At 37.4% G+C, this 23,461-nt stretch carries 21 protein-coding genes, 1 pseudogene and 1 riboswitch; of the genes and pseudogenes, 15 read left to right on the plus strand and 7 right to left on the minus strand.

From position 1 onward, the window contains the following. Positions 1-45 precede the first annotated feature (45 nt). From U9M49_RS20635 to U9M49_RS20675, 9 genes are all read left to right on the plus strand, one after another. The gene (locus U9M49_RS20635; RefSeq protein WP_322910472.1) at positions 46-975 is read left to right on the plus strand and encodes a 3-hydroxyacyl-CoA dehydrogenase family protein; all 930 of its coding nucleotides are present in this window, start codon (positions 46-48) and stop codon (positions 973-975) included. 127 nt (positions 976-1,102) lie between these two features. Then, positions 1,103-2,788, plus strand: coding sequence for a sigma-54 interaction domain-containing protein (locus U9M49_RS20640; protein ID WP_322910473.1), 1,686 nt, complete (start codon positions 1,103-1,105; stop codon positions 2,786-2,788). Between the two features lie 696 nt (positions 2,789-3,484). After that, positions 3,485-4,870 (plus strand): GntP family permease, encoded by a 1,386-nt coding sequence (locus tag U9M49_RS20645; protein WP_095371953.1) that lies wholly within the window; start codon positions 3,485-3,487, stop codon positions 4,868-4,870. Between the two features lie 39 nt (positions 4,871-4,909). Beyond that, on the plus strand, positions 4,910-5,608 hold the full coding sequence (locus U9M49_RS20650; protein ID WP_322910474.1) for a CoA transferase subunit A: 699 nt from the start codon (positions 4,910-4,912) through the stop codon (positions 5,606-5,608). 15 nt (positions 5,609-5,623) lie between these two features. Then, complete coding sequence (locus U9M49_RS20655) at positions 5,624-6,265, plus strand: 3-oxoacid CoA-transferase subunit B (RefSeq protein WP_416337113.1); 642 nt, start codon at positions 5,624-5,626, stop codon at positions 6,263-6,265. A 326-nt stretch (positions 6,266-6,591) separates the two neighbouring features. After that, positions 6,592-6,726, plus strand: coding sequence for a hypothetical protein (locus tag U9M49_RS20660; protein WP_322910475.1), 135 nt, complete (start codon positions 6,592-6,594; stop codon positions 6,724-6,726). A 54-nt stretch (positions 6,727-6,780) separates the two neighbouring features. Next, the gene (locus U9M49_RS20665; protein WP_322910476.1) at positions 6,781-7,224 is read left to right on the plus strand and encodes a hypothetical protein; all 444 of its coding nucleotides are present in this window, start codon (positions 6,781-6,783) and stop codon (positions 7,222-7,224) included. Between the two features lie 207 nt (positions 7,225-7,431). Then, complete coding sequence (locus tag U9M49_RS20670) at positions 7,432-8,007, plus strand: TetR/AcrR family transcriptional regulator (RefSeq protein WP_307317724.1); 576 nt, start codon at positions 7,432-7,434, stop codon at positions 8,005-8,007. Between the two features lie 89 nt (positions 8,008-8,096). Beyond that, positions 8,097-11,201, plus strand: a complete 3,105-nt coding sequence (locus tag U9M49_RS20675) for an MMPL family transporter (protein WP_322910477.1) — start codon at positions 8,097-8,099, stop codon at positions 11,199-11,201. Positions 11,202-11,292: 91 nt separating this feature from the next. On the opposite strand, the gene U9M49_RS20680 is transcribed toward U9M49_RS20675, so the two are convergent. The 5 genes from U9M49_RS20680 to U9M49_RS20700 form a co-directional block, all read right to left on the minus strand. Continuing rightward, the gene (locus tag U9M49_RS20680) at positions 11,293-11,964 is read right to left on the minus strand and encodes a methionine ABC transporter permease (protein ID WP_095371958.1); all 672 of its coding nucleotides are present in this window, start codon (positions 11,962-11,964) and stop codon (positions 11,293-11,295) included. Continuing rightward, the gene (locus tag U9M49_RS20685) at positions 11,939-12,976 is read right to left on the minus strand and encodes a methionine ABC transporter ATP-binding protein (protein WP_251162039.1); all 1,038 of its coding nucleotides are present in this window, start codon (positions 12,974-12,976) and stop codon (positions 11,939-11,941) included. Before U9M49_RS20685 ends, U9M49_RS20680 begins: the two co-directional genes overlap by 26 nt. A gap of 39 nt (positions 12,977-13,015) precedes the next feature. Further along, positions 13,016-13,837, minus strand: coding sequence for a MetQ/NlpA family ABC transporter substrate-binding protein (locus tag U9M49_RS20690; protein WP_322910478.1), 822 nt, complete (start codon positions 13,835-13,837; stop codon positions 13,016-13,018). After that, positions 13,834-14,949 (minus strand): iron-containing alcohol dehydrogenase family protein, encoded by a 1,116-nt coding sequence (locus U9M49_RS20695; protein ID WP_307317716.1) that lies wholly within the window; start codon positions 14,947-14,949, stop codon positions 13,834-13,836. Before U9M49_RS20695 ends, U9M49_RS20690 begins: the two co-directional genes overlap by 4 nt. A 92-nt stretch (positions 14,950-15,041) precedes the next feature. Then, a riboswitch (SAM riboswitch) is annotated at positions 15,042-15,157 on the minus strand. A 79-nt stretch (positions 15,158-15,236) separates the two neighbouring features. Then, positions 15,237-15,806 carry a hypothetical protein gene (locus U9M49_RS20700; RefSeq protein ID WP_322910479.1) on the minus strand — a complete coding sequence of 190 codons (570 nt, stop codon included), beginning with the start codon at positions 15,804-15,806 and terminating at the stop codon, positions 15,237-15,239. Between the two features lie 215 nt (positions 15,807-16,021). Between U9M49_RS20700 and U9M49_RS20705 the strand changes: the two genes are divergently transcribed. The 4 genes and pseudogenes from U9M49_RS20705 to U9M49_RS20720 all read left to right on the plus strand — a co-directional run bounded on the left by U9M49_RS20705 (position 16,022) and on the right by U9M49_RS20720 (position 19,872). Continuing rightward, on the plus strand, positions 16,022-16,174 hold the full coding sequence (locus U9M49_RS20705) for a hypothetical protein (RefSeq protein ID WP_322910480.1): 153 nt from the start codon (positions 16,022-16,024) through the stop codon (positions 16,172-16,174). 15 nt (positions 16,175-16,189) lie between these two features. Further along, positions 16,190-16,561: pseudogene (locus U9M49_RS20710) on the plus strand (GNAT family N-acetyltransferase); the annotation flags it as partial. A 118-nt stretch (positions 16,562-16,679) separates the two neighbouring features. Continuing rightward, a complete protein-coding gene (locus U9M49_RS20715; RefSeq protein ID WP_322910481.1) occupies positions 16,680-18,095 on the plus strand; it encodes a hypothetical protein in 1,416 nt (471 codons plus the stop codon). 259 nt (positions 18,096-18,354) lie between these two features. Further along, entirely contained in the window at positions 18,355-19,872 is a 1,518-nt protein-coding gene (locus tag U9M49_RS20720) for a glycine betaine uptake BCCT transporter (RefSeq protein WP_095373605.1), read from the plus strand. A 40-nt stretch (positions 19,873-19,912) separates the two neighbouring features. On the opposite strand, the gene U9M49_RS20725 is transcribed toward U9M49_RS20720, so the two are convergent. Both U9M49_RS20725 and U9M49_RS20730 read right to left on the minus strand, forming a co-directional pair. Next, positions 19,913-20,935 (minus strand): HAAS signaling domain-containing protein, encoded by a 1,023-nt coding sequence (locus tag U9M49_RS20725; protein ID WP_307317709.1) that lies wholly within the window; start codon positions 20,933-20,935, stop codon positions 19,913-19,915. Next, complete coding sequence (locus tag U9M49_RS20730) at positions 20,922-21,269, minus strand: PadR family transcriptional regulator (protein ID WP_095371966.1); 348 nt, start codon at positions 21,267-21,269, stop codon at positions 20,922-20,924. The genes U9M49_RS20725 and U9M49_RS20730 overlap by 14 nt, the downstream gene beginning before the upstream one ends. Before the next feature lie 290 nt (positions 21,270-21,559). Between U9M49_RS20730 and U9M49_RS20735 the strand changes: the two genes are divergently transcribed. Next, positions 21,560-22,678, plus strand: a complete 1,119-nt coding sequence (locus U9M49_RS20735) for a mechanosensitive ion channel family protein (protein ID WP_095371967.1) — start codon at positions 21,560-21,562, stop codon at positions 22,676-22,678. A gap of 87 nt (positions 22,679-22,765) precedes the next feature. Continuing rightward, positions 22,766-23,368, plus strand: a complete 603-nt coding sequence (locus tag U9M49_RS20740; RefSeq protein WP_095371968.1) for a pyroglutamyl-peptidase I — start codon at positions 22,766-22,768, stop codon at positions 23,366-23,368. The last annotated feature ends 93 nt before the right edge of the window (positions 23,369-23,461 follow it).

The raw sequence follows: 23,461 nt of genomic DNA on the forward strand, positions 1-23,461 counted from the left end.
GTAATTGCATTTTTAATTTTTGAAAAGTTAAAGGAGGTTACAACGATGATAAGAAATATTACTGTGATTGGTTCAGGTGTAATGGGGACTGGTATTGCGATATCGTTTGCAACTAAAGGATACGACGTAATACTGAATGATTTAAACGATGAATTATTACATAAAGCAGAAAAAAGAGTAGCTGCAGATGTAGCATTACTTGTTGAAGAGGAAGTGTTATTAGAAAAGGAAGCGGATACAAGCTTGAATGCTATTCGATATGTTGCTAACTTATCTCAAGCAGTTCAAGAAGCAGATTTAATTATTGAAGCAATACCAGAAGTGATTGAATGGAAGTGGGATTTATATAAACAGTTGGAAGAAATGAAGCAACCAACAGCGATCGTTGCCTCAAATACATCAACTTTTCCTATTACGAGATTAATGGAGAAGTGCACGTTTGCTGATCAAATGGTGATCATGCATTTCTTTAACCCAGCACATCTAGTTCCCTTAGTAGAAATTATTAAACATGAACAGACTTCGGATGCAATTGTTGAAGAAGTGAGAAACATTATGAAAGAAATCGGCAAAGCACCTGTTATTTTACAAAAAGAAAAGTCTGGCTTTATTGCTAATCGATTACAAACAGCCTTAATGAGAGAAGCTTTTTCATTATTGGCTGAAGGCGTGGCAACAGCTGAAGATATAGATACGGCTATTACCGCAGGGCCAGGTTTCCGCTGGGCATTTACAGGGCCGATTGAGATTGCTGACTTCGGGGGATTAGATACTTGGGAAAGAGTATTTAATAACGTTGCTTCAGAATTAAATGACACAAAGGAAGCGCCAGCCATTATCTCTGACTTAGTAGCCGAGAAGAAGCTTGGTGTAAAGACAGGTGAAGGGATTTTCCAATATGAAGGTGAGATGGTCTCTAATAAACTATTAGAAAGAGACCGTTCCTTTATTCGCTTAGCAAAAATGAAAAAATAATGCGTAGGTGTAGAACGACAAAAAGTTCTACACCTTTTATGTGATTAAAAAATTTCTTTTGCCTGGCTATGATATAATAATGAAAATTATCAGATTGTAAAAAGTAGATTGTAAGGAGAGATCTAAGATGCAAAACAGTCATGCCATCCAGAATGAACAGTTATTTAACAAAATCATAGATGAGCTGCCGTTAGGGGTGATGATACTTAATCATCAAAAGGAGATACTGTTTTGTAATCAAAGATTGTTGTGGATGATGGATGACGATGAAAACGAAATGACTCATCTTCTCCAACAAGACTTCCTTCTCAGTACAATCGTTAAGATGAAAATAAATAAAAAAGAGCTATTAATTAAGGGTGAACGGTTAGAAGGTATAAATGGCGCTGCCTATATGTATCTTTGTGCACTTTCAAATGAAGCTATTGCAGATTTGCTACCTACCGGCCAAGGACAGCAAGAGAATGAGATGCTAATAGAAGACATTCTAGAATATGCTTATGACGGCTTAGTGCTTGTTGATGCAAAAGGCTATGTCGTTCTGTTGACGCAAGCATATGCGGAATTTTTGAAGGTCGATCAGAAAAGCTCAATAGGTAAGCATGTTACAGAAGTGATCGAAAATACGAGAATGCATATCGTTGTAAAAACAGGTAAGCAAGAAGCAGCCTCTTTACAGAAAGTAAATGGTGGCTATATGATTGCTACTCGTTCGCCTATTTTTAAAAATGGAAAAGTAGTAGGTGCGGTTGGAAAGCTCCTATTTAAAAATGTTGGTCAGTTTTCCGCATTATTTAAACGATTGCACTCATTAGAAAAAGAGTTGAAGAAATATAAGGGTGATTTTAGAGAAAGTAATAAAGCATCATACTCTTTTCATCATTTAATTGGTGAATCTCCTGCTTTTAAACAAGTAAAAGCGCAAGCAGTCAAAGTGGCCGAAAATGATTCTAATGTGTTGCTCTTAGGTGAGAGCGGGACAGGCAAGGAATTATTTGCACATGCGATTCATCAGGCAAGCAGTAGGGGAATGGGGCTGTTTGTAAAAGTGAATTGTGCTGCTATCCCAGCTGAATTAATTGAATCCGAACTATTTGGCTATGAAGAGGGAGCGTTTACAGGTGCAAGAAAAGGCGGCAAAGCAGGAAAGTTTGAAACAGCAGATGGAGGCACAATTTTTTTAGATGAAATAGGTGAGCTGCCCATTCATATGCAAGTGAAGTTATTACGCGTGTTACAAGAAAAAGAAGTTGAACGAGTCGGTTCAACTAATAGTAAAGCCATTGATGTTCGTATTATTGCAGCAACTAACCGTAATCTAGAGGATATGGTTAATAAAGGAGAATTCCGATTGGATCTTTACTATCGCTTAAAGGTGATGGAAATAACCATTCCTTCTTTAAAAGATAGAAAAGAAGATGTTTCACGACTGTCTCATTATTTTACAGAAAAATACGCAACAATGATGGCAAAACCAGTCAAGGGGATTGACGAAAAGGCGCTCCATATCTTGAAAAACTACCATTGGCCAGGCAATATTCGAGAACTTGAAAATGTAATCGAGCGCGCGATGAATATGGTTGATCTCAATTGTTTTATTGAACCGAAGCACTTGTCAACAAATATTAAATTACAAGAAACAGTAATACCTACACGTACATTAGCAGAAGTCATGGAAGAAACAGAAAAACAAACCATTATTCAATGTCTAACAGCAGTTGGTGGCAAGAAAACAGAAGCAGCCAAACGTCTCGGCATTAGCCGTACGACATTGTATGAAAAAATGAACAAATATCATTTGCTAGAAGAGTAAGCAAGGTTTAGAACGGGATTCTACCAAATACTTGTTATAGTGTTTGGTAGGATTTTTTTTGTATGATACCCAAAACGGTACAACTGTAGATGATGATTGTTAATTATCCACACAAAAAGACGGAAAAACTCGAAGGAGTGTGGGCAATTGGAGTTTGCCCACACAAAAGAGTGGAAAATCCAGAAGAAATGCGGGTAATAAATTACGATTTGTCCACACAAAAGAGTAGAAATCCCAAGAGTAGTGTGGATATCAATGTTTATCCACATTATCTGTAACCCCTATTCTCACAAAAACAAAAAAGATAAATGATTCGATATTCCGTAAATCTGTTAAGTAATCCGTACAAGAACTGAGTGGATATTCTTAGAGTGTGCGTAAATCCATACAGAATAACCGCAGTGTTTTAAAAGTGACAGTTTTTCTGAACGGTTTTTGCGAAAAAAATGTGCATGAATATAAAAAAGAATAAGAATAGAGGGAATTTTTAAGTTGGCACGTTCATTGCATAGTTTTAACAGACGGTTTATTGTCAGTATGACTCCAAAAGAAATTTTTGGGGAGATGTATATGGAAATGAAAACGTTTTCTACAAGTAAAAGTAAGAGGGAGTTACAAAGGGGGAGAAAAGCAACAATCGGACGACTCTGGGGAGAAGTCAGTTTGACTTGTTAGCGAAAATAAAGGGGGATTTCATTGTTTATTGAGATTTTTGCTATTATACTAGCATTAGGACTTTTAATTTTCTTAGCTTATCGTGGTTATCCAGTTATTATTATTGCCCCAATTGTTACGTTATTAGCTGTTGTCATATCTGGAGGGTTATTATTACCAAGCTACACAGAGACGTATATGTCGAATGCAGCTAATTATATCAAATCATTTTTCCCAATCTTCCTACTAGGTGCGATTTTCGGAAAAGTGATGGAAATGACAGGAGCAGCAGCAGCCATTGCAAGGACAATTGTATCCTCGCTAGGATCAAAACATGCTATTTTAGCTGTTGTACTTGCATGTTCTGCGTTAACATATGGAGGCGTTTCCCTGTTTGTCGTCGCATTTGCTGTTTATCCGTTTGCTGCAGCTATCTTCAAAGAAGCTGATATTCCTAAACGGTTAATTCCAGGCGCTATTGCATTAGGAGCATTCACGTATACAATGGACGCACTACCTGGTACGCCACAAATTCAAAATATTATACCAACGAATTATTTTGGAACAGATGCTTATGCTGCCCCTCTTGTAGGTATCATTGGAGCAATTATTATCTTCACTGGCGGGATGATTTGGTTAGAACGTCGTAGAAGGAAAGCGCTTGCGAATGGCGAAGGTTATGGTACAGGGCATAAAAACGAGCCTGAAAAAGTCGACCCGAATACGTTACCAAGTTTTTGGTTAGCAATCTTACCACTCGTTGTCGTGATTGCATTAAACTTTATTTTTAGCCGCACAAGTTGGTCTGCGAAATTCTGGTATGATGCATCACAGCTTTCTGAACAATACAATATTGCTGATCCAAGCACAGTCACTTCAACATGGGCACTCGTTGCAGCATTAACCATCGGAATAATTGTCGCAATGCTCACGAATGTGAGAAAAATAAAAACAGGTTTGGCAGCAGGGTTAACGACAGCTGCTATGGGTTCATTACTAGCAATCTTTAATACTGCTTCTGAAGTTGGCTTCGGTAATGTTGTGAAAACGCTACCGGGTTTTACAGCGATTCAAGACTGGGTATTTAATGCAAGCAATAATCCGTTAGTCTCTGAAGCAATTGCTGTAAACGTACTCTCAGGGGTAACTGGATCTGCCTCAGGTGGGTTATCAATCGCATTAGAGGTAATGGGTGCACAATATTTACAGATGGCACAAACATTAGGTATTTCGCCAGAGTTACTTCATCGTATTGCTTCTATGGCTTCAGGTGGAATGGATACCCTTCCTCATAACGGTGCTGTTATTACATTATTAGCGATTACTGGCTTAACACATAGACAATCATATGGAGATATCTTTGTGTTGACAATATTAAAAACGATTACTGTATTTGCATTAGCTTTTGCTATTTCACTATTTATTTAATTTAATAGTTTATAAGGAAGATGGAAGGAGAGTCATACCATGAGTAAAATAATTACATCTTTAGATGAAGTGTTAGAACAAGTTCAGGACGGTGCTTCTATAGCAGTAGGTGGTTTTGGTTTATGCGGTATTCCAGAGAAACTAATTATAGCCCTGCAAGAAAAAGGAACGAAGGAACTAACGGTATACAGTAATAACTGTGGTGTGGATGACTGGGGATTAGGCTTACTTCTACAAAATAAACAAATCAAAAAAATGGTCGCCTCTTATGTAGGAGAAAATAAAACATTTGAAAAACAATTTTTAAGCGGTGAGCTTGAAGTTGAACTCGTTCCTCAAGGTACATTAGCTGAAAGGTTAAGAGCTGGTGGCGCTGGAATTCCAGGATTTTATACTGCAACTGGTGTAGGCACAGAGGTCGCTAAAGATAAAGAACATAAAGAATTTGATGGAAAAACATATATTTTAGAAAGAGGCATTGTAGCGGATTTCGCTTTTGTAAAAGCATGGAAAGCAGATCCATTTGGCAACTTAGTCTTTAGAAAAACAGCTCGTAATTTTAATCCAACTGTGGCGACAGCAGGAAAAATAACGATTGTTGAAGTAGAAGAGTTAGTTGGTGCGGGAGAATTAGATGCAGATGAGATTCATACACCGGGCGTATATGTTCAACATGTATATGAAGGAGAAGCTTATGAGAAAAGAATAGAGAGACTAACAACGAGAAAAGAAGCTTAAAAGGAGGACATAATCATGAGTGGAAGAGAAAAAATACTCAATAGAGCAGTAAAAGAAATTAAAGATGGTATGTGTGTAAACCTTGGTATTGGCATGCCTACTTTAATTGCAGATCGCATCCCTGAAGAATTTGATGTGATGCTTCAATCCGAAAATGGTTTATTGGGCATTGGTAGCTACCCGAAAGAGTCTGAAGTAGACGCTGATCTTATCAATGCTGGAAAAGAAACAGTGACAGCTAAACGTAATGCTTCGTATTTTGATAGCGCAGAATCCTTCTCTATGATTCGTGGCGGTCATATCGATCTTGCTATCCTTGGTGGTATGGAAGTATCTGAAACAGGTGATTTAGCCAATTGGATGATACCAGGAAAAATGGTTAAAGGTATGGGTGGCGCCATGGACCTTGTTCAAGGAGCAAAAAGAATCGTTGTCATCATGGACCATCGTAATAAATATGGTGAATCTAAAGTGAAAAAGAGTTGTGAATTGCCACTAACTGGTGAAGGAGTTGTTCATGTACTTATTACGGACATGGCAGTCTTCGAATTCACTGAAATGGGCATGGAACTTGTAGAATTACAAGAGGGCGTGACTTTAGAAGAATTAAAAGAGGCAACTGCCGCTTCTTTTATTGTACGTGAATCGGTGAAATAAATTTGTAGCAAAAAGACTGACTTTATTCTTGAGTCAGTCTTTTTGCTATATGTAAGAGGGGTTAGGAAGATAAGTAAAATAAAGTGGGAGTTTGTGAACAAGTCAGGCATCGTTAGGTGAGTTGTTCTTTAAGTAATGAATACACACAAAAGTGGGAAGGAAAAGGCAGGGAAATGCGTATAGTTCAAGTATACGCGCAAAGGTGGTAGGGAGAAGCCAAAGAACTGCGCGCAAATCATGAATACGCGCAAAAGCGAGGAGTAGCAAACAAAGAACTGCGCGCAAATGATGAATACGCGCAAAAGCGAGAAGTGGCAAACAAAGAATTGCGCGCAAATGATGAATACGCGCAAAAGCGAGGAGTAGCCAACAAAGAACTGCGCGCAAAACATAAATACGCGCAAAAGCGAGGAGTAGCCAACAAAGAACTGCGCGCAACCCATGAATACGCGCAAAAGTGAGAAGTGGCAAACAAAGAACTGCGCGCAAAACATAAATACGCGCAAAAGTGAGAAGTGGCAAACAAAGAACTGCACGCAAAACATAAATATGCGCAAAAGCGAGAAGTGGCAAACAAAGAATTGCGCGCAAATGATGAATACGCGCAAAAGCGAGGAGTAACAAACAAAGAACTGCGCGCAAATGATGAATACGCGCAAAAGCGAGGAGTGGCAAACAAAGAATTGCGCGCAACCCATGAATACGCGCAAAAGCGAGGAGTAACAAACAAAGAACTGCGCGCAAATCATAAATACGCGCAAAAGCGAGGAGTAGCCAACAAAGAACTGCGCGCAACCCATAAATACGCGCAAAAGCGAGAAGTGGCAAACAAAGAATTGCGCGCAAATGATGAATACGCGCAAAAGCGAGGAGTGGCAAACAAAGAATTGCGCGCAAATGATGAATACGTGCAAAAGCGAGGAGTAGCCAACAAAGAACTGCGCGCAACCCATATATAAACCCAAACTCACAAAAACGCAGATGGTGTGTTAAATAGTTGTTTGTGTACATCTTCCTATAGTCAATGGCAAGTCTGCCATTTTTGCTTAAAGTCCAAATACCTCTCTCTTTTCCCTTGTAAAATATAAAAAAATATATTATTCTATTCCCAAAAGGAATGAATGTTCATTCCGAACCATATATTGACTAAAGTGAGGAGCGAGTATATGACGGACGCAAAAAAGTCGAAGCGGCAAGATATATTGGATGCCGCGATTGTTTTGTTTGCAGAGAGGGGGTATAACGGGACGACGGTACCAATGATTGCTGATGCTGCAAAGGTTGGGGCAGGAACGATTTATCGTTATTTTGATCATAAAGAGAACTTAGTTAATGTGCTCTTCCAGGAAAAACTAAATGCGTTATTTGAACAATTATTAAAGGATTATCCGACTGATGCAAGTATCCGTGAACAATTTCATCATATCTTTGAGAGTATTCACCACTTTGCGATGGGAGATACACATGCGCTACATTTCATTGATTCTCATTGTAATGAAATGTTTTTAACAGAAGAGAGTCAGGAACTTTTTGATTCGTTTATAGAGTATATCTCCAATGTTGTTAGGGTTGGTCAAGAAAGAGGAGAAATTATTGTTCTACAAACAGAGGCTTTGATAGGTATTGTTTATGGTGCCATTGTACAAATCCTAAAAATGGTGCGGGCAGGAACGATCGATGGTAGTTCTCCTTTAATGGATAACTTAGAGGAATGTTGTTGGAATGCGATTAAAGCCAACTAGTTAAGCTAGCTTGAAAGTTGATTTCAAGCTGAACATAAATAGGAATGAATATTCATTCCGTTATTTAAAAAAGAGAAAGGAGCCAGAACGTGTCAAAGTTTAAAAATGTAAGAACCCTATTATTTTTCGGGTGGGTTGTCATCTCAATATTAAGTTTCCTTTGGATGCCGAATATGGATGACCTTGTTAGAGAAAAGGGGCAAATAACCATACCAGATAATGCCTTAAGTAGAGAAGCGTCACACATGTTAGAGGAAATGGATGAGAATGCAAATACGTATGATTTTATAGCAGTAATAGGATCAAAAGATGGCAAGAAAATGTCTAATCAGGAGAAAGAGGAATTAGATAAACTTCTTGCAGAATTAAAAGCCAGACAATCAACACTTGGTATCGAAGAGATGACAACGCATTTAGATGGTAAAGAAGCAGCTTCGGTTCTAACAGCTGAAGATGGTTCGACCATACTAGCGCAGATTTCTATTGACCGAGAGCAAGGAGAATTACAGGAAGTCGCTAATTCTCTTAGACGTGAGCTCATAACAGATTCACTCCAAGTTTCTATTACTGGCAATGAACTTGTCATGGAAGACTTTGTACAGGCGACGCAGGATGGGATTAAGAAAACCGAGGCAATTGCCGTCGTATTCATCCTACTCGTATTAATTCTAGTTTTCCGTTCACCTATTATACCGTTTATCTCATTATTATCTGTGGGTGTATCCTATATCGTCTCTATGTCTATTATTGCCAACTTAGTAGAATCATTTAATTACCCATTTTCAAATTTTACGCAAGTATTCTTAGTAGTGATTTTATTTGGAATAGGTACGGACTATAATATTTTACTTTTTACGAGGTTTAAAGAAGAGCTGAGTAAGCAAGAAACCATTTTAGAAGCACTTAAAGTTACCTATCGTACGGCAGGAATTACTGTTTTATATAGTGGTTTAGCGGTGTTTATTGGTTTTATTGTATTAATGTTTGCTCAATTTAGCTTGTATCAAGCTAGTTCGGCAGTAGCTATTGGTGTAGCAGTCCTTGTCGGAGTGTTGTATACATTTAATCCATTTTTCATGTACGTATTAGGGAAGAAAATGTTTTGGCCATCTAAGAAATTTGATGGTCATGCAGACAGTAAATTTTGGGGATTTCTATCAGGACATTCAATAATGCGTCCTTTTCTCTCATTATTTATTGTCCTCCTTATCTCTTTACCATTTGTATTCAAATACTCGGGAGAATTAAGCTATAACGACCTTCTTGAAGTAGATGATTCTTTTGAATCAAAACAGGGGATCAATCGGATAGAAGACCATTTTCCTTCTGGTTTCTCAGCACCGGTAACATTAGTTATAAAAAATGAGCAATCACTCAATCAACAAGAGTCATTGCAAGCGATAGATGAATTGACAGAGAAAATATTAGCTGTCGATGGCGTATCCAAGGTACAATCTGTAACAAGACCAGCTGGAGAAAAAATAGCAGAACTCTATTTAAATGATCAAACAGATCAATTAAATCAAGGGATTGGGGATGCTAACAAAGGGGTAGGAACGATACATGATGGTTTATCTTCTGCTGAAGGAGAATTATCAGCCAATCAAAATAGTAATCAATTAGAAGATGTGCAAACACTCATTGATGGAACAACAAATGCTAAAAACGGAGCGTCGACCTTAGTTGAGGCACTGAATGAATTAACATCTGGAATTCAATCAGGTAGTAGTGGGGCAAGTGAGTTAAATCAAGGGATTGCAGATGTGAAGGCAAGTGTGGAACAGCTTTCTGGTGCAACTGGCACATTATTGAATGGCTATACAGATCTGCAAACAGGTCTTTCGAATACAGGCAATGTATTTATACAGATGAATACTGCAGTAACAAGCATGACTTTGGCATTTACGCAAATTGAGCAATCTTTAACAAACTATATTGAAGAAAATCCCGAAGCTGCTTCAGATGAACATATGCAATTCGCATTAGGAACAGCAGGGGAGGCGAAGCAACAAGTTGAGGGGTTAAATACGCAATTAGAAGCTGTTCATCCGCAATATGAAAGAGCGATGTCCCAGTTTGAAGAAGCGAATGCAGGACTAGAGCATGTGGATGCTGGTTTAGAAAAACTGCATAACGGTTTAGTTGCATTAGAGTCAGGCGCAAATGAATTGCAAGCAGGGCTAGCAAATGGTGCAAATGCATCAGACGAAATGGCAACAAAATCGGGTGAATTAGCGTCTGGTTTAGCCCAGATTAATGAGGGACAAACCATGCTCCAAACGGGTTTAAATGATTTAAGTGAGAAAATGGTGGAGTTACAAAAGGGATTAGTAGAAAGTACAGATGGATTAAATCAAGTAGGAGAAGGTTTACAGGATGCAAATAAGTACCTTAGCGGGTTAAGTGACTCGAAAGCTTCAGAGAAATTCTTTATTCCAGAGGAAGTGTTAAATGGAGAGGAATTCCAGCAAGCACTTGATATGTATGTATCAGATAATCAAAAAATGACGACGTTGACGATTGTGTTAGAAGAAAATCCTTATACAAATGAAGCCATGAAGGTAATGGAGGAAGTCAATCGTCAAGTGCCGGCAAGCTTGAAGGCAACCATTTTACAAGATGCTGAATATGCAATCGGTGGGCAAACACAGCAAAATCTAGATTTACAAAATATTGCTACAGAAGATTTCGCTCGAACGGCAACAATAATGTTAATTGGCATTGGCGTCGTTCTAATGGTCATTACCCGTTCTGTTATGCAGCCATTATATATTATTGCTGCACTTCTATTAGCCTACTATACTTCATTAGGTATTAGTGAATGGATGAGTCAATCTATTCTTGGCGTGGGTGAACTCGCTTGGAATGTGCCGTTTTTTGGCTTTATTATGATTATCGCTCTTGGGGTCGATTATAGTATCTTTCTTATGATGCGTTTTAATGAAGTGGATGGTAATCCAGTAAATGCGATCTTAACGGCAGCGAAAAATATAGGTGGAGTAGTGATATCGGCTGCTATTATTTTAGGAGGGACCTTTGCTGCATTAATCCCTTCAGGTGTTATTACACTGATTGAAGTGGCGCTAGTTGTGATAATTGGGCTAATCATGCTGAGCTTACTTATGCTACCAATCTTAGTCCCATCATTTTTAGCCATTGGGGAGAAATTAAAGAGAAGAAGAGAAGAGACCTAAAGTTAAGAAGAACAATCTCTTCCCCGGTTTTCTTAAGACCCTTCTATCAGAAATAAGAAAAGAGCCGAACATTCGCTTCGGCTCTTTTGCTTTAATCCTTCTTTAACTTCGCAGCCCAGAAATTCCCTAATGACTGTAATCCTTGTACTAAAATAATCAGTAAAATGACTGTGACATACATCACATCAACTTCATATCTTAAATGTCCATAACGGTAGGCTAAGTCACCAAGTCCTCCGCCGCCAACGAGTCCCGCCATTGCTGTAGCACCAATTAATCCAATTGTTGCAATCGTGAGTCCAAGAACGATTGAAGAGCGAGATTCTCTAACAAGTACATTCCATATAATATGTCTTGTTTTAATTCCCATTGCTTCATAGGCTTCGACTACGCCACGGTCAACCTCAAGTAATGCTGATTCCATTAAGCGCGCAATATATGGAGCAGTATAAATAACAAGTGGGACAATTACGCCTTTTACACCAATCGATGTACCGACAATAAATTTGGTAAACGGTAGAATGAAAAATAATAAGATAATAAAAGGTACGGAACGAATGACGTTAATCACTACGTTGAGCACATTATATACAAATTTATTATCTAGGGCTTTACCTGGTCTAGTCAAAACAAGGAGAATCCCTAATGGTAGCCCGATCAGAATGGAAATAGCGAGAGAGATACCAACCATTTGGAAGGTTTGTATCGTTGATTCCCATAAATCAGCACCCCATGCATCAAGAAATTCGTTGATGGCGTTCATTGAGTGTCACTCCTTCCACATGGACTTGTTTCTCTTGTAAAAATTGTATGGCTTTGTTAATTTCTGCTGTATCGCCTTTAAAATGGACAAGCAACTGTCCGAATGCTTCATCTTTTAATCTTGTAATATTACCAGATAAGATATTAGGGAAAATATCATATTTTTTCGTTACTAATGCAAGTGCAGGATCACCTGATGATTCACCAAAGAAAGATAATGTTGCCACTTGGCCACTTTCACTTAATTCCTCTAATAGATCATCGGGGATATCATGTGAAAATAAGCTATTAACGAATCTTTTTGTTGTACTGTGTTGAGGAGAGGTAAAGATATCCTTCGTTCGTCCCTCTTCAATAATTTCCCCATTTTCCATAACGGCCACACAATCGCAAATCCTTTGGATAACATTCATCTCATGTGTAATAAGGAGAATCGTAATCCCTAATTCTTTATTGATTTTTAATAGCAAATCAAGAATTGCCTCTGTTGTATCTGGATCTAAGGCGCTTGTTGCTTCATCGCTGAGTAATACTTCTGGTTCATGCGATAATGCACGTGCAATAGCAACCCTTTGCTTTTGGCCACCAGATAACTCAGCTGGATAAGCATTTTGTTTTTCACTTAAACCGACAATCTCTAAATATTTATTAACGCGGCTCTTTACTTCTTTCTTATCTAATCCTGTTAGTTTAAGAGGGATAGCAATATTATCATAAACTGTTGCTGTTTTTAATAAGTTAAACCCTTGAAAAATCATGCCGATATGACTTCTTGCTTCACGGAGTTTTCCTGGTGTCAGCGTGGTTAAATCCACCCCATTGACTTTTACAGAACCACTATCAGGTTTTTCAAGTAAGTTCACACAGCGAATTAATGTACTTTTACCAGCGCCGCTGTATCCGATAACCCCGTAGATTTCTCCTTGATTCACTGATAGTGAGACATCCTTTAATGCATGGATGCTTCCTTGTTTTCCTGTAAAGGTTTTGGTTATATTCTTAAGCTCTATCATGATTTGATGCTCCCTCCGTAACGCTCATTTTTAATCATTTTACCAAGAGACGATAACTGATCCGTCAAATTCCTCTTCAACAAACTTTTCAATTTCTTCACTGCGGTAGATATCAGCTAATTTTTCAAGAATTTCATCATCTTTATTCTCCGTACGGACAGCAGCGTGGTTTACGTAAGGTGAATCCTTAGGCTCGATAAAGATAGCGTCTTTAGAAGGGACAAAACCAGCTTCAATTGCAAAGTTCGTGTTAATAGCTGCAGCGTCAAGCTCTTCTAGCTGACGAGCGATTTGAGCAGAGTCAAGTTCAATAAATTCATAGTTACCATTGTTTTTTTCAATATCACGAACTGTTGAATTAATACCTGTTTCAGGATCTAATTCGATTAATCCCGCTTTTTCAAATAGTAATAGAGCTCGGCCACTATTTGTTGGGTCACTCGGAAGACCGATTTTTGCGCCATCTTTTAATTCAGCTACATCTTTTACATTGAGTGCATAGATGCCCATCGGGAATGAAACGGTATCAAAAGATTTAACTAAATCTAAATTTCTATCTTCTTTAAATGCATTAAAATAAGGCTCAGTTTGAAAAATGTTTAAGTCAATCTCTTTTTCAGCTAATGCGACATTTGGCATCACATAATCAGTAAATACTTGTGATTTAATGTTGATATCTTCTTCTTTAGCTAATTCAATTACTTTTTCTAAGATTTGCTCATGTGGACCTGCAGTGACACCAATGACTAATTCTTCATCGTCATATAATCCTTCTGTAGAGTTGCTGGCTTCATCACTACCACATGCAGCTAAGCCTGTTAAAGATAAAAAGAATGTTCCAGTTAGTAACCATTTTTTCATGATGTTTGAACTCCTTTTTGTTCATTTTGTTTTTCTAATAATCGAAGTGCTTGTAAAACAGAATGTTCACTTATCTCGTTTTTCATAAAGTGAATAGATTCAGTTGGGCGTATCGCCTTTTTTACAATTGTCTTCATTAATTGCTCATCATTCACATCAATAGTTAGACTAGAGAGACTACTTGGCAATTGCCAGCTCTCATAAAACGGGAGAAGGTAATCAACTTCCGTCCATTTTTCTTCAATGGCCAATTGACCAAGAATCCCGTAAGCGACTAATTCCCCATGAAGAAAATCTTGGGCTGCATCCGCTACGGTTAGTCCATTATGAAACGAATGGGCACCAGCGATTCGTCCTGCCTTTTCGCCGAATCCACCGACCATACCCCCAGTCATGATAATCGTTTCAATCACACGGATAAGTGCTTTTGAGGTTTCGTTTTTGGCTACTGATTGTAGTGCGGCTTCACCATCATTAAGCAATGTATCTCGGCAAATTTTAGCTGAAAATTGCGAAACTTGTTTAGGTACAGGAAGTGTTTCTTCAGGGTAAAAACTTTCAATTAGAGCTTCAGCTTCATAAAACTTGGCTAATGTATCCCCAATTCCTGCTTTTAAATAAGTAATAGGCGCTTTAGCAATAATTTCAGGTTCAACCAATACGAGGGTTGTCGCAATAGGGAACTCGGTATAATGAGTAAAGCTGCCTTCTTCATTATAAAAAACACTTAATGGTGTCCATGCGGCACAGGTAGCTGCGATTGTCGGTATAAGAATGGATTGAACAGATGCTTCAATCGCAACTGCTTTTGTTATATCTAATGCTGTCCCACCACCAATACCTATTACGCCATTAGCACCATCATTTGTTATTATTTCTTGGATGTCATGGACCTTTTTTAAGGTAGTGTGACCATCTATATAATGAAGGTGAATGTTGTTATCTATTACTTCCTTGGGCAAGTAGGGTTGCACGGCTTGCCAAGCTTTTTTACCGGTTATTATATGGTATTTGGAAACAGAAATATCTTTAAGTAGGTCGGGGAGTTCTGTTAGAATGCCTGAACCTAATAAATAATGTCCTGGAGCCCCTTTTACGATTGTTACAGTCATTTCCTCTCCTCGTTTCTCTTTTGATGTGATGATAAAAACAAAAATGCCTCTCATCATGAGAGGCATAAATATACTAGAATAGTAGTAAACCTCTCTCATATATCAAAATACCAAAAAGTATTTTGCAGGATTTAGCACCTGTTCATATGGGTATATGAATGGTTGCCGGGCGTCGCAGGGCCAGTCCCTCAGCCGCTCTTTATAAGAGAAAATGCTTTATTAAATTATATTCATAATATTATCTATTACATGAAAAGTCAATAACATAATTGAAATTAATCATTAAACTAGTGATGGTGTTCTACTTGTGGGGTGTTTTCTTCAATCGGATGAATTGAGTTCTTCGCTTCTTGATGAATTCCCGATGCACAGATAATGGCGATGCTTAATAAGAATGTTAGATAGAAGGGCACAGGTCGATTTTTCAATGCTTCCTTTAATGAATGTTTTTTGTGCATGAGAAGCATCATGGCAAAAATACTAATTAAATAAATCAGATCCATGCTAATGATCATAAATGTAACTTCACTGGGTACCAACATAATGCCTAGCATTGCCCCCATCATACTTCCCATGAGACTTGACGCTTGAGCTTCAACGAGTCCGTTTGTTGTAAACGGTAGTCCTATAAAAATGGCAATGACAGCGCTAATGAGAATTGATAATACAGTTGCTTTAGCCATTTCTGGTAACCACACAGATATAATCAAACCGATTGTTAAGCTACTCGTCATACCAACCACCATGGGAATACATTTAGAATATTTTGTAGCTATTTCTTTCTTTTTTCTAACGGCACTAATAAAGAAAAAGAAACTGTAGCCGACAACTAGAAAAAGACTGAACAAAGCAAGCATATACAAATTACCCTCCTTTGGATGCTCATAAAATACCTCGATGCCTCCTTTCATATATATTTTGTATCGTAGTGATTATGTCAGTGCAATGATAAGAAACTTTTTATACTGTTCATTCGTAAATGAATAAAGCAATATTTTCAAACTAAGAAAAGTGGTAGTCTTGGTTTATAAGTTTTCATTCAGAACAGTTTTATAAAAAAAGGAGTTTTTATATGAGGGAAGAAATAAAGATTAGACCGATACATATAAATGATGCAAGAGATATTCATGAAATGCATAGGCAAGATTCTATTATTCAACAAACAATGGCCTTATCATCGAGGAGATTAAAAGATATTGAAGATTATATTGAAGGACTTACATAAGAAGACCATGTATTTGTTGCAGAATGTAACGGTCATGTTCGAGGGATAGCTTCCTTAGAAGAGAGAAGTGGAAAGTTAAGATATAGCGGGAATGTGTCCATCTCTATTAATGAAGAAGTACAAGGAAGAGGGATTGGCAAGACGCTTCTTGAGCGAATAGTAAAGCTTGCCGATGAAGAGTTAGGACTCATCAGATTAGAGTTAGATGTATGTGCAGATAATATAAGGGCGATTGCATTATATGAAATGTTTAACGAGGCTTTGTCTAGCTCCGGACGCCATCGGCTCGAGGTCATAAGCCAATCCGTCAAAAAGGTTAAAAAACAACCTTTCTGCCGGCTCGTCTTATGCTTGTCACCGATAAGCGGGCGCCCTGCGCTTTTCTAATTTATAGATGTTATTATTATGGGAAGAATTAAAGAGAACCTTTAAATAGAAACGATTTAATGTTAAAATTTCACTTCCTGCACGTTAATTAAATCATAACTAAAGGAGAACAGCTGCTTTGAATCACTTAATAATGGAACAACTAAAAACCTATTTTAAAGGAATCAACCCAGATGATTTAGTTATGGAGCAGATGGAATTTGAAGAAAATGTGTATGATATCCTGTTGGAAGATTGGGGAGAGTCAATTGGCTCGGTTCGTATGGATGAATTAGGTGTGGCAGAGTTTTTCATTTATACGGATGAACTAGATGAAATTCCAGGGGAAATGAGTAAGTTTGATATGATCATGCAAGCAGAGCAGTTTATAGAAAGGTTCTATGATTCGACTTTCAGGCATGGGTTATATTTGTCAGCATACATTGACTTAGGTGAATATCATATGATTTTATATAATCGCAAAGATGAGCGGTTGAATAAGGAACTCCCTCATTCTGGAATTAGTTTTACAATGCTTAGTAATGGGGTATTAAGTGCAGTCGAAAGAGAAAGCATGGATTTTGAACTTGTCTATCCCAAAACACTGATTACGAATGAAGAAGCGAAGCGGATTTATTTAAATCATTTAGGAATTCTACCTGTTATTGCAAAGTATGATAATAACATATTTGTCAATGGTGATGATGAGTATCACTATGTTTATCAGTTGGAGGATTTTATTCTTGGTGTACACACAAATGGGGGAATACTTACCTCGGATTCGTTTGGTGTTGGCAAAACGCTGATGACATCCTTACCCGATTTGGCTGAATTTATAGATATTTATACATTGGCGGGAATGACGGAAGACCATATGCTTGTAGCTGAAGCAAAAACGAAAAGTGGTAGACTAGAGGTATGGAGTAAGTTACCTAAAAAATCTTTACGGGTGAGTGAGGAAGATTTATTAGATGATGAATTAGATATCCCTGGTGCGATAAAATTTGTATTCAATGCGGATGGAAGACTGCTTAAATTAATGGGCTTAGATGATTCTGAAACGTTTGTTTCTGGACATGTTAATTCGAAAGTGGCGCTTTTAACTGCTACATCAGTGTTACAAGCAGTTTGTGATAACCCTCATGATTATTTTAAACTGCAACAATTAGACAATAATGGAATAAGTCAAAAACCCGCAAACGGCATATACGATTTTACGTTTATTCGACAAGAAAGGGGCGTTCAAGTAGCTGATGCTTTGGTTCATATTCAAATAGACGATACAGGCTTGGTGAAATATGTAGATGTAGATAGTGAGGTACTCCAAGACTTCTCAAAGGTATCATTTGTCGCAAGCCTTACATTTAAAGCGGCAACAGAAATGATTAAGGAAAAGCTTTTTATGGAATTAAGCTGGGGAAAGAATATAGAGAAGCATCAATACACATTAACTTATTTACCGACCTATCCACTTACTACTGGTCATATTAAAATGATTGATATGAATACAGGGGAACCGTGGGTTATTGACACGAGTTGTATGGATCAATATTAAAACGAATACTGCCTTTTATGCTGAATAATGTATAAAGGCATTTTTTAATTAAGTGGCTAATACAAAGATACAAGGCTAAAGGTCTTGAAAATCGAGTTTAATATATTTTTAATTGGGTAAAAGGTGTAAGGGATTTGTCGAACGGTTGTGTATTCTGTCAGACAAAGAATAATAAATAAAATTTGTCTTAAACTATAACAAAGGTTTTTAGAGGCAGATTAAAGTGAAGTAGAAAAGATTTTTGGGAAAGGAACAATCTATGAAGAGAGTATCGAATGTTTTTTGGATAACTGTAGTAATTGTATTTATTTTTGTCGCTTTAGGTGTAGCGATTCCTAGTGTGTTCGAAAGGATAACAGCTAATTTACAAGATTTATTAACAAATGGTTTTGGATGGTATTACCTTATTTTGGTAACGATCATTGTCGTATTTTGTCTATTTCTCATTTTTAGTCCTATTGGCTCGATTAAATTAGGGAAACAGGATTCTAAACCGGAATTCTCTACTATCTCTTGGTTTGCGATGTTGTTTAGTGCTGGTATGGGCATCGGGCTTGTATTCTGGGGAGCGGCAGAACCGGTATCTCATTATGTCACACCTCCACTGGCGAACGGAGAGACAGATGAAGCGTTTAGAGAATCTTTACGATATACTTTCTTTCATTGGGGCATACATGCATGGGCTATATATGGACTTGTCGCTTTAGTATTAGCCTATTTTCAATTTAGAAAAGATGAACCGGGTTTAATCTCAGCCACATTAAAGCCTCTTTTTGGAAAAGCGATGGACGGTTTTTGGGGTACACTAATTGATGTATTGGCTGTATTTGCAACAGTTGTAGGGGTAGCAACGACCTTAGGGTTTGGTGCAGCACAAATTAATGGAGGATTAACGTATTTATTCGGGATCCCTGACAGTTTTATAGTACAAGTAATCATCGTTGCGATTGTCACAGTATTATTTATGCTTTCAGCGTGGTCAGGCTTGAGTAAAGGCATTCAATATTTAAGTAATGTAAATATGGTTTTAGCAGTAATATTGGTACTGCTTGTCTTTGTTTTAGGTCCAACAGTACTTATTTTAAATATGTTCACAGATACGATAGGTGGTTACATACAAAATATAATGCGAATGAGTTTTAGTATTTCACCACTGAATGAGGACCATCGATCATGGATAAATGATTGGACTATATTTTACTGGGCATGGTGGATTTCATGGTCTCCATTTGTCGGAATTTTTATCGCTCGTGTTTCAAAAGGTAGAACAATAAGAGAGTTTATCTCAGGTGTACTATTAGCTCCAGCGTTAGTTAGTCTTTTCTGGTTTGCGGTATTTGGTACATCAGCCGTGGACGTTCAAAGAAGTGGAGCGGTTGATTTAAGTCAATTTCCAACGGAACAAGTACTATTTGGTGTTTTCAGTGAGTTTCCAGGGTCTATGGTGATTTCGATTATTGCTATTCTATTGGTAGCCATTTTTTTCATTACTTCAGCAGATTCGGCCACATTTGTGCTAGGTATGCAAACAACTTATGGCTCTTTAAATCCTCATAATTCTGTTAAGCTGACTTGGGGAGTGGCACAATCATTAGTAGCCTTAATTTTGTTATATAGTGGGGGCTTACAAGGTTTACAAAATGCATTGATTATTTCCGCTTTCCCTTTCTCATTTATAATGATATTAATGATGATTTCAATTTATCGGTCATTAATGCAAGAAAAGAAAGAATTGGGTTTATATATTAAACCGAAGAAAAGAAAAAAAGAGCAATAAATAAAAGAAGCGCGGGGCTTTTATTCGCGCTTCTTTTTAGTTACAGTAAAGTATCATTCTTTATTTTACTTTTCTTAAAACCATCATACGAAGCATAAACAGCTGAAATGATTGTAATCGCAATAGATACCCCAATAATTGTGTCAAGAATTGAGCTTATACTTGTTGTTGTTGTGTTAAAGAGCTGACTAAGTTCATTGATTAAATTACTGTGAAAGAGATTTGGTTGCAGAATAATTAATAGGAACAAAATTGTATACAAGAGTTGATAGATAGTGTTAATGGTTGCTAAAGATTTGGTCCACTGCCTCTTTACCCATTTATATACCGTTAATGTGAGCTCGCATAAAAGAACAATCAAAACAAGTGGCCAGAATGAGAGAAGAAGCTCTTGGTTGAAAATCGGCGTCAGTAGGGTTAACCCTGTTTCTTGATTATTTTGTGTATAGATACCGACCCTATCAAGTGCGATGAAGTAAATGGTACCCCATATTGCTGTCCAAAGGAACGCAGCAAAAATATCGATCTTCGTGATTCCTTTTTTCTTGGGAATAACAGTGATATTTTTCAAATCATCTGGTGTCCATTTTTCTCCTGTACCGGCGATTTCATAAGGCGCGACGCCAGTTCGTTCCATAATGATGAAGACAATAGCGACCCAGAATACGACTTGGATAGCTGTAGATATAACCGTCCAAATCCCTTTGCCAAAGACAGTAAATATATAAGTCCAATCTTGATCGCTGTTTAGGTAAGTAATTACTCCTTCAAAAACGATAAAAGCAACAGCAAACCCAATGGCAAGTTGTAAAATCATCTTCATAGTGGTCATGAATAAGTCATAATAATCAGGACCGATTAAATAGGAGGGCGCATCGCGATAATTCTTCGCGATTTCTGCAGGATCTCCTAAGTCCTCCAATACAGCTTTAACATCTTCGAGCGAATAATTCTCTGGTAGCGCATCTAAGATGGATGATTTTAGCTCTAAAGCAATGTCATTCCGTTGTTTTTCTGGTAGACGCTTTGTAACCTCATGGATGTAAACATCAATCCATTCCATTGTTATTTCCCCCCTCTAATAATAAATTCATTTCAGTAGACATTTTTGCCCACTCCTCCTTTAATACTGCGAATATTTTCTTCCCATATTCACTAAGCTGATAATATTTTCTTGGTCTGCTTTCGGTTGTGTCCCAACTACTAGTGACAAGTTCTTGTTTTTCCAGTCGTCTAAGTAGAGGGTATAAAGTACTTTGTTCTATTTCGATGCCTGATTGTTCTAAGTTTTGTACTAAAGAGTAGCCATATTGTGGTTCGTCTAACTGACTTAAAACCGCTAATGTAAGTGTTCCACGTTTTAGCTCTGTTGTAAGGGAATGTAATAAGTCTTTCAATTGTAATCACCTCGTTAATAACAATAGTGTATATCATACAGTATTATGAAATCAATAATAATGTGCATAATATTTTTCGACAGCATTTCTTAACATAAATCTCCAAGGTAGAATAGCTGAAAATGAGAAAGAATAAGAATGCAGAGGACAAGATACATTCGACATTATTTTCAACCATCAGGTTTGTTAACGTGTGGAACGGTTATTTACATAAAGTAATATCTTTTTACTAATGGTAACAAGCGGTGTTATGGTATGATAAACACTAGATTATAAGGAGGGACAGATAAATGGAAGGCGCTTTTTCATTCCTTGATTCTGAGAACACCTGGATACAGCTAGGGATATCAATAGGAATCGTAATACTTTTTTTAATTTTTCGCGGTATTTTTGCAAAATATTTGTTTCAACTATTAATGAAGGTGAGTAATAAGGCAAACTCTCAGCTTTTATCTCATATCTTTCTTTCTTTTGAAAAACCGGTGAAATGGATTTTCATCATTGTCGGTCTATATATCGCAATGGACTTTTTCCCATATTTAGAACAACATAATAGGATATTTGTTGCACTTATAAAATCCGCATTTATCACTATGATTGCTTGGGGATTATATAATGTAGCATCAGCTTCATCAGCAGTCTTTATAAAAATGCGTGATAAGTATAAGTTAGAGGTGGATGATATTCTCATTCCATTTTTATCACGTATGTTAAGAATAGTGATTATGGTTATTGCTGCAAGTATTATCTTGCAAGAGTTTGGATACCATATCAGTGGTCTTGTAGCAGGGCTTGGTATCGGTGGTGCTGCAATTGCTTTTGCAGCGAAGGATGCAATCGGTAACTTATTCGGAGGTTTCGTCATCATAACCGAGAAACCTTTTACAATCGGTGATTGGATTATGACGCCGAGTGTTGAAGGGACCGTAGAAGATATTTCCTTCAGAAGTACAAAAGTCCGGACATTCGCACAGGCGATTGTTACATTACCAAATGGGACAATTGCGAATGAACCCATTACGAATTGGAGCCGAATGGGAAAAAGACAAATTACCTTTAATTTATCGATCTCACATGAGACACCAAGACATAAGCTACAACGTATTGTTGATAGAATTCATTCAACTTTAGTAAATAATGATGATATCCATCCAGAAACCATCTTTGTTACTTTTGATGAAATTAAAGATAATTCATATGACTTATTTTTGTATTTCTTTACGAACACAACCAATTGGGGAGAATTCCTTAAAATTAAAGAGAATATTAACTTTCAAATCATTGATATTCTAGAGCAAGAAGGTGTCATCATTGCGCTAGAAAGCACTCGCGTATATGTTGATTCCGACAAGCTCCTTGCAGATCAGAAGGAAAACAAAGATCAATTAATGTTAGGGAAAGATTCTTAAAAACGAAATCGCTTCTTGTTTAGAAAAGAAGCGATTTCTCTTTTGGTAAAAATAATTGAATATTCTACATAATGAAGGGTGAGATAGATGCAAAAATTATTATTAACCGGTTTTGAACCTTTTTTAGATTTTCCAATTAATCCAACCGCAGAAGTTGTGGAAGCATTAGATGGCAAAAAAATTGGGAATTATCATGTGCAAACGGCCTTGCTCCCCGTCTCGTTTAAACATGTAAAACAAACACTTATAACAAAAATGGAAGAAATGAATCCAGATGCCGTGATACTTATGGGGCTAGCAGCTGGTAGAGATAAAATAACGCCCGAGCGGATAGCGATTAATGTAAATGATGGACCTGTTGATAATAACGGAGTTCAACCAGTGGATGAGCCTATTCACATGGATGGCGAAGATGGTTATTTCTCTACTCTACCTAATAGGCAAATGATCGAAAGGCTTCATCATCATGGTTTCCCTGCAAAAATTTCTAATACAGCAGGAGCTTATTTATGTAACCATGTGATGTATCAAGTACTGTATTATATAAAAAAACATAACATTAATATCCCAGCAGGGTTTATTCATATTCCTGCGTCTCATCGATTAGCATTGACCAATAGTAAACTGCCTAGTTGGAGTCAAGAGGATTTAACAAGGGCGATCGAAATATGTATAGAAACGTTAGAGTAGTTAGGGGAATCTAATGTGATTTTAGGTTGAATTAGCATTTAAAGCAACAAATCCGAATAGCGTTAGAGTCTGAAGAGGCCTGGCAAGTGAAAG

This window comes from Cytobacillus sp. OWB-43 (genome assembly GCF_034651445.1).
Taxonomy (GTDB): Bacteria; Bacillota; Bacilli; order Bacillales; family Cytobacillaceae; genus Cytobacillus; species Cytobacillus kochii.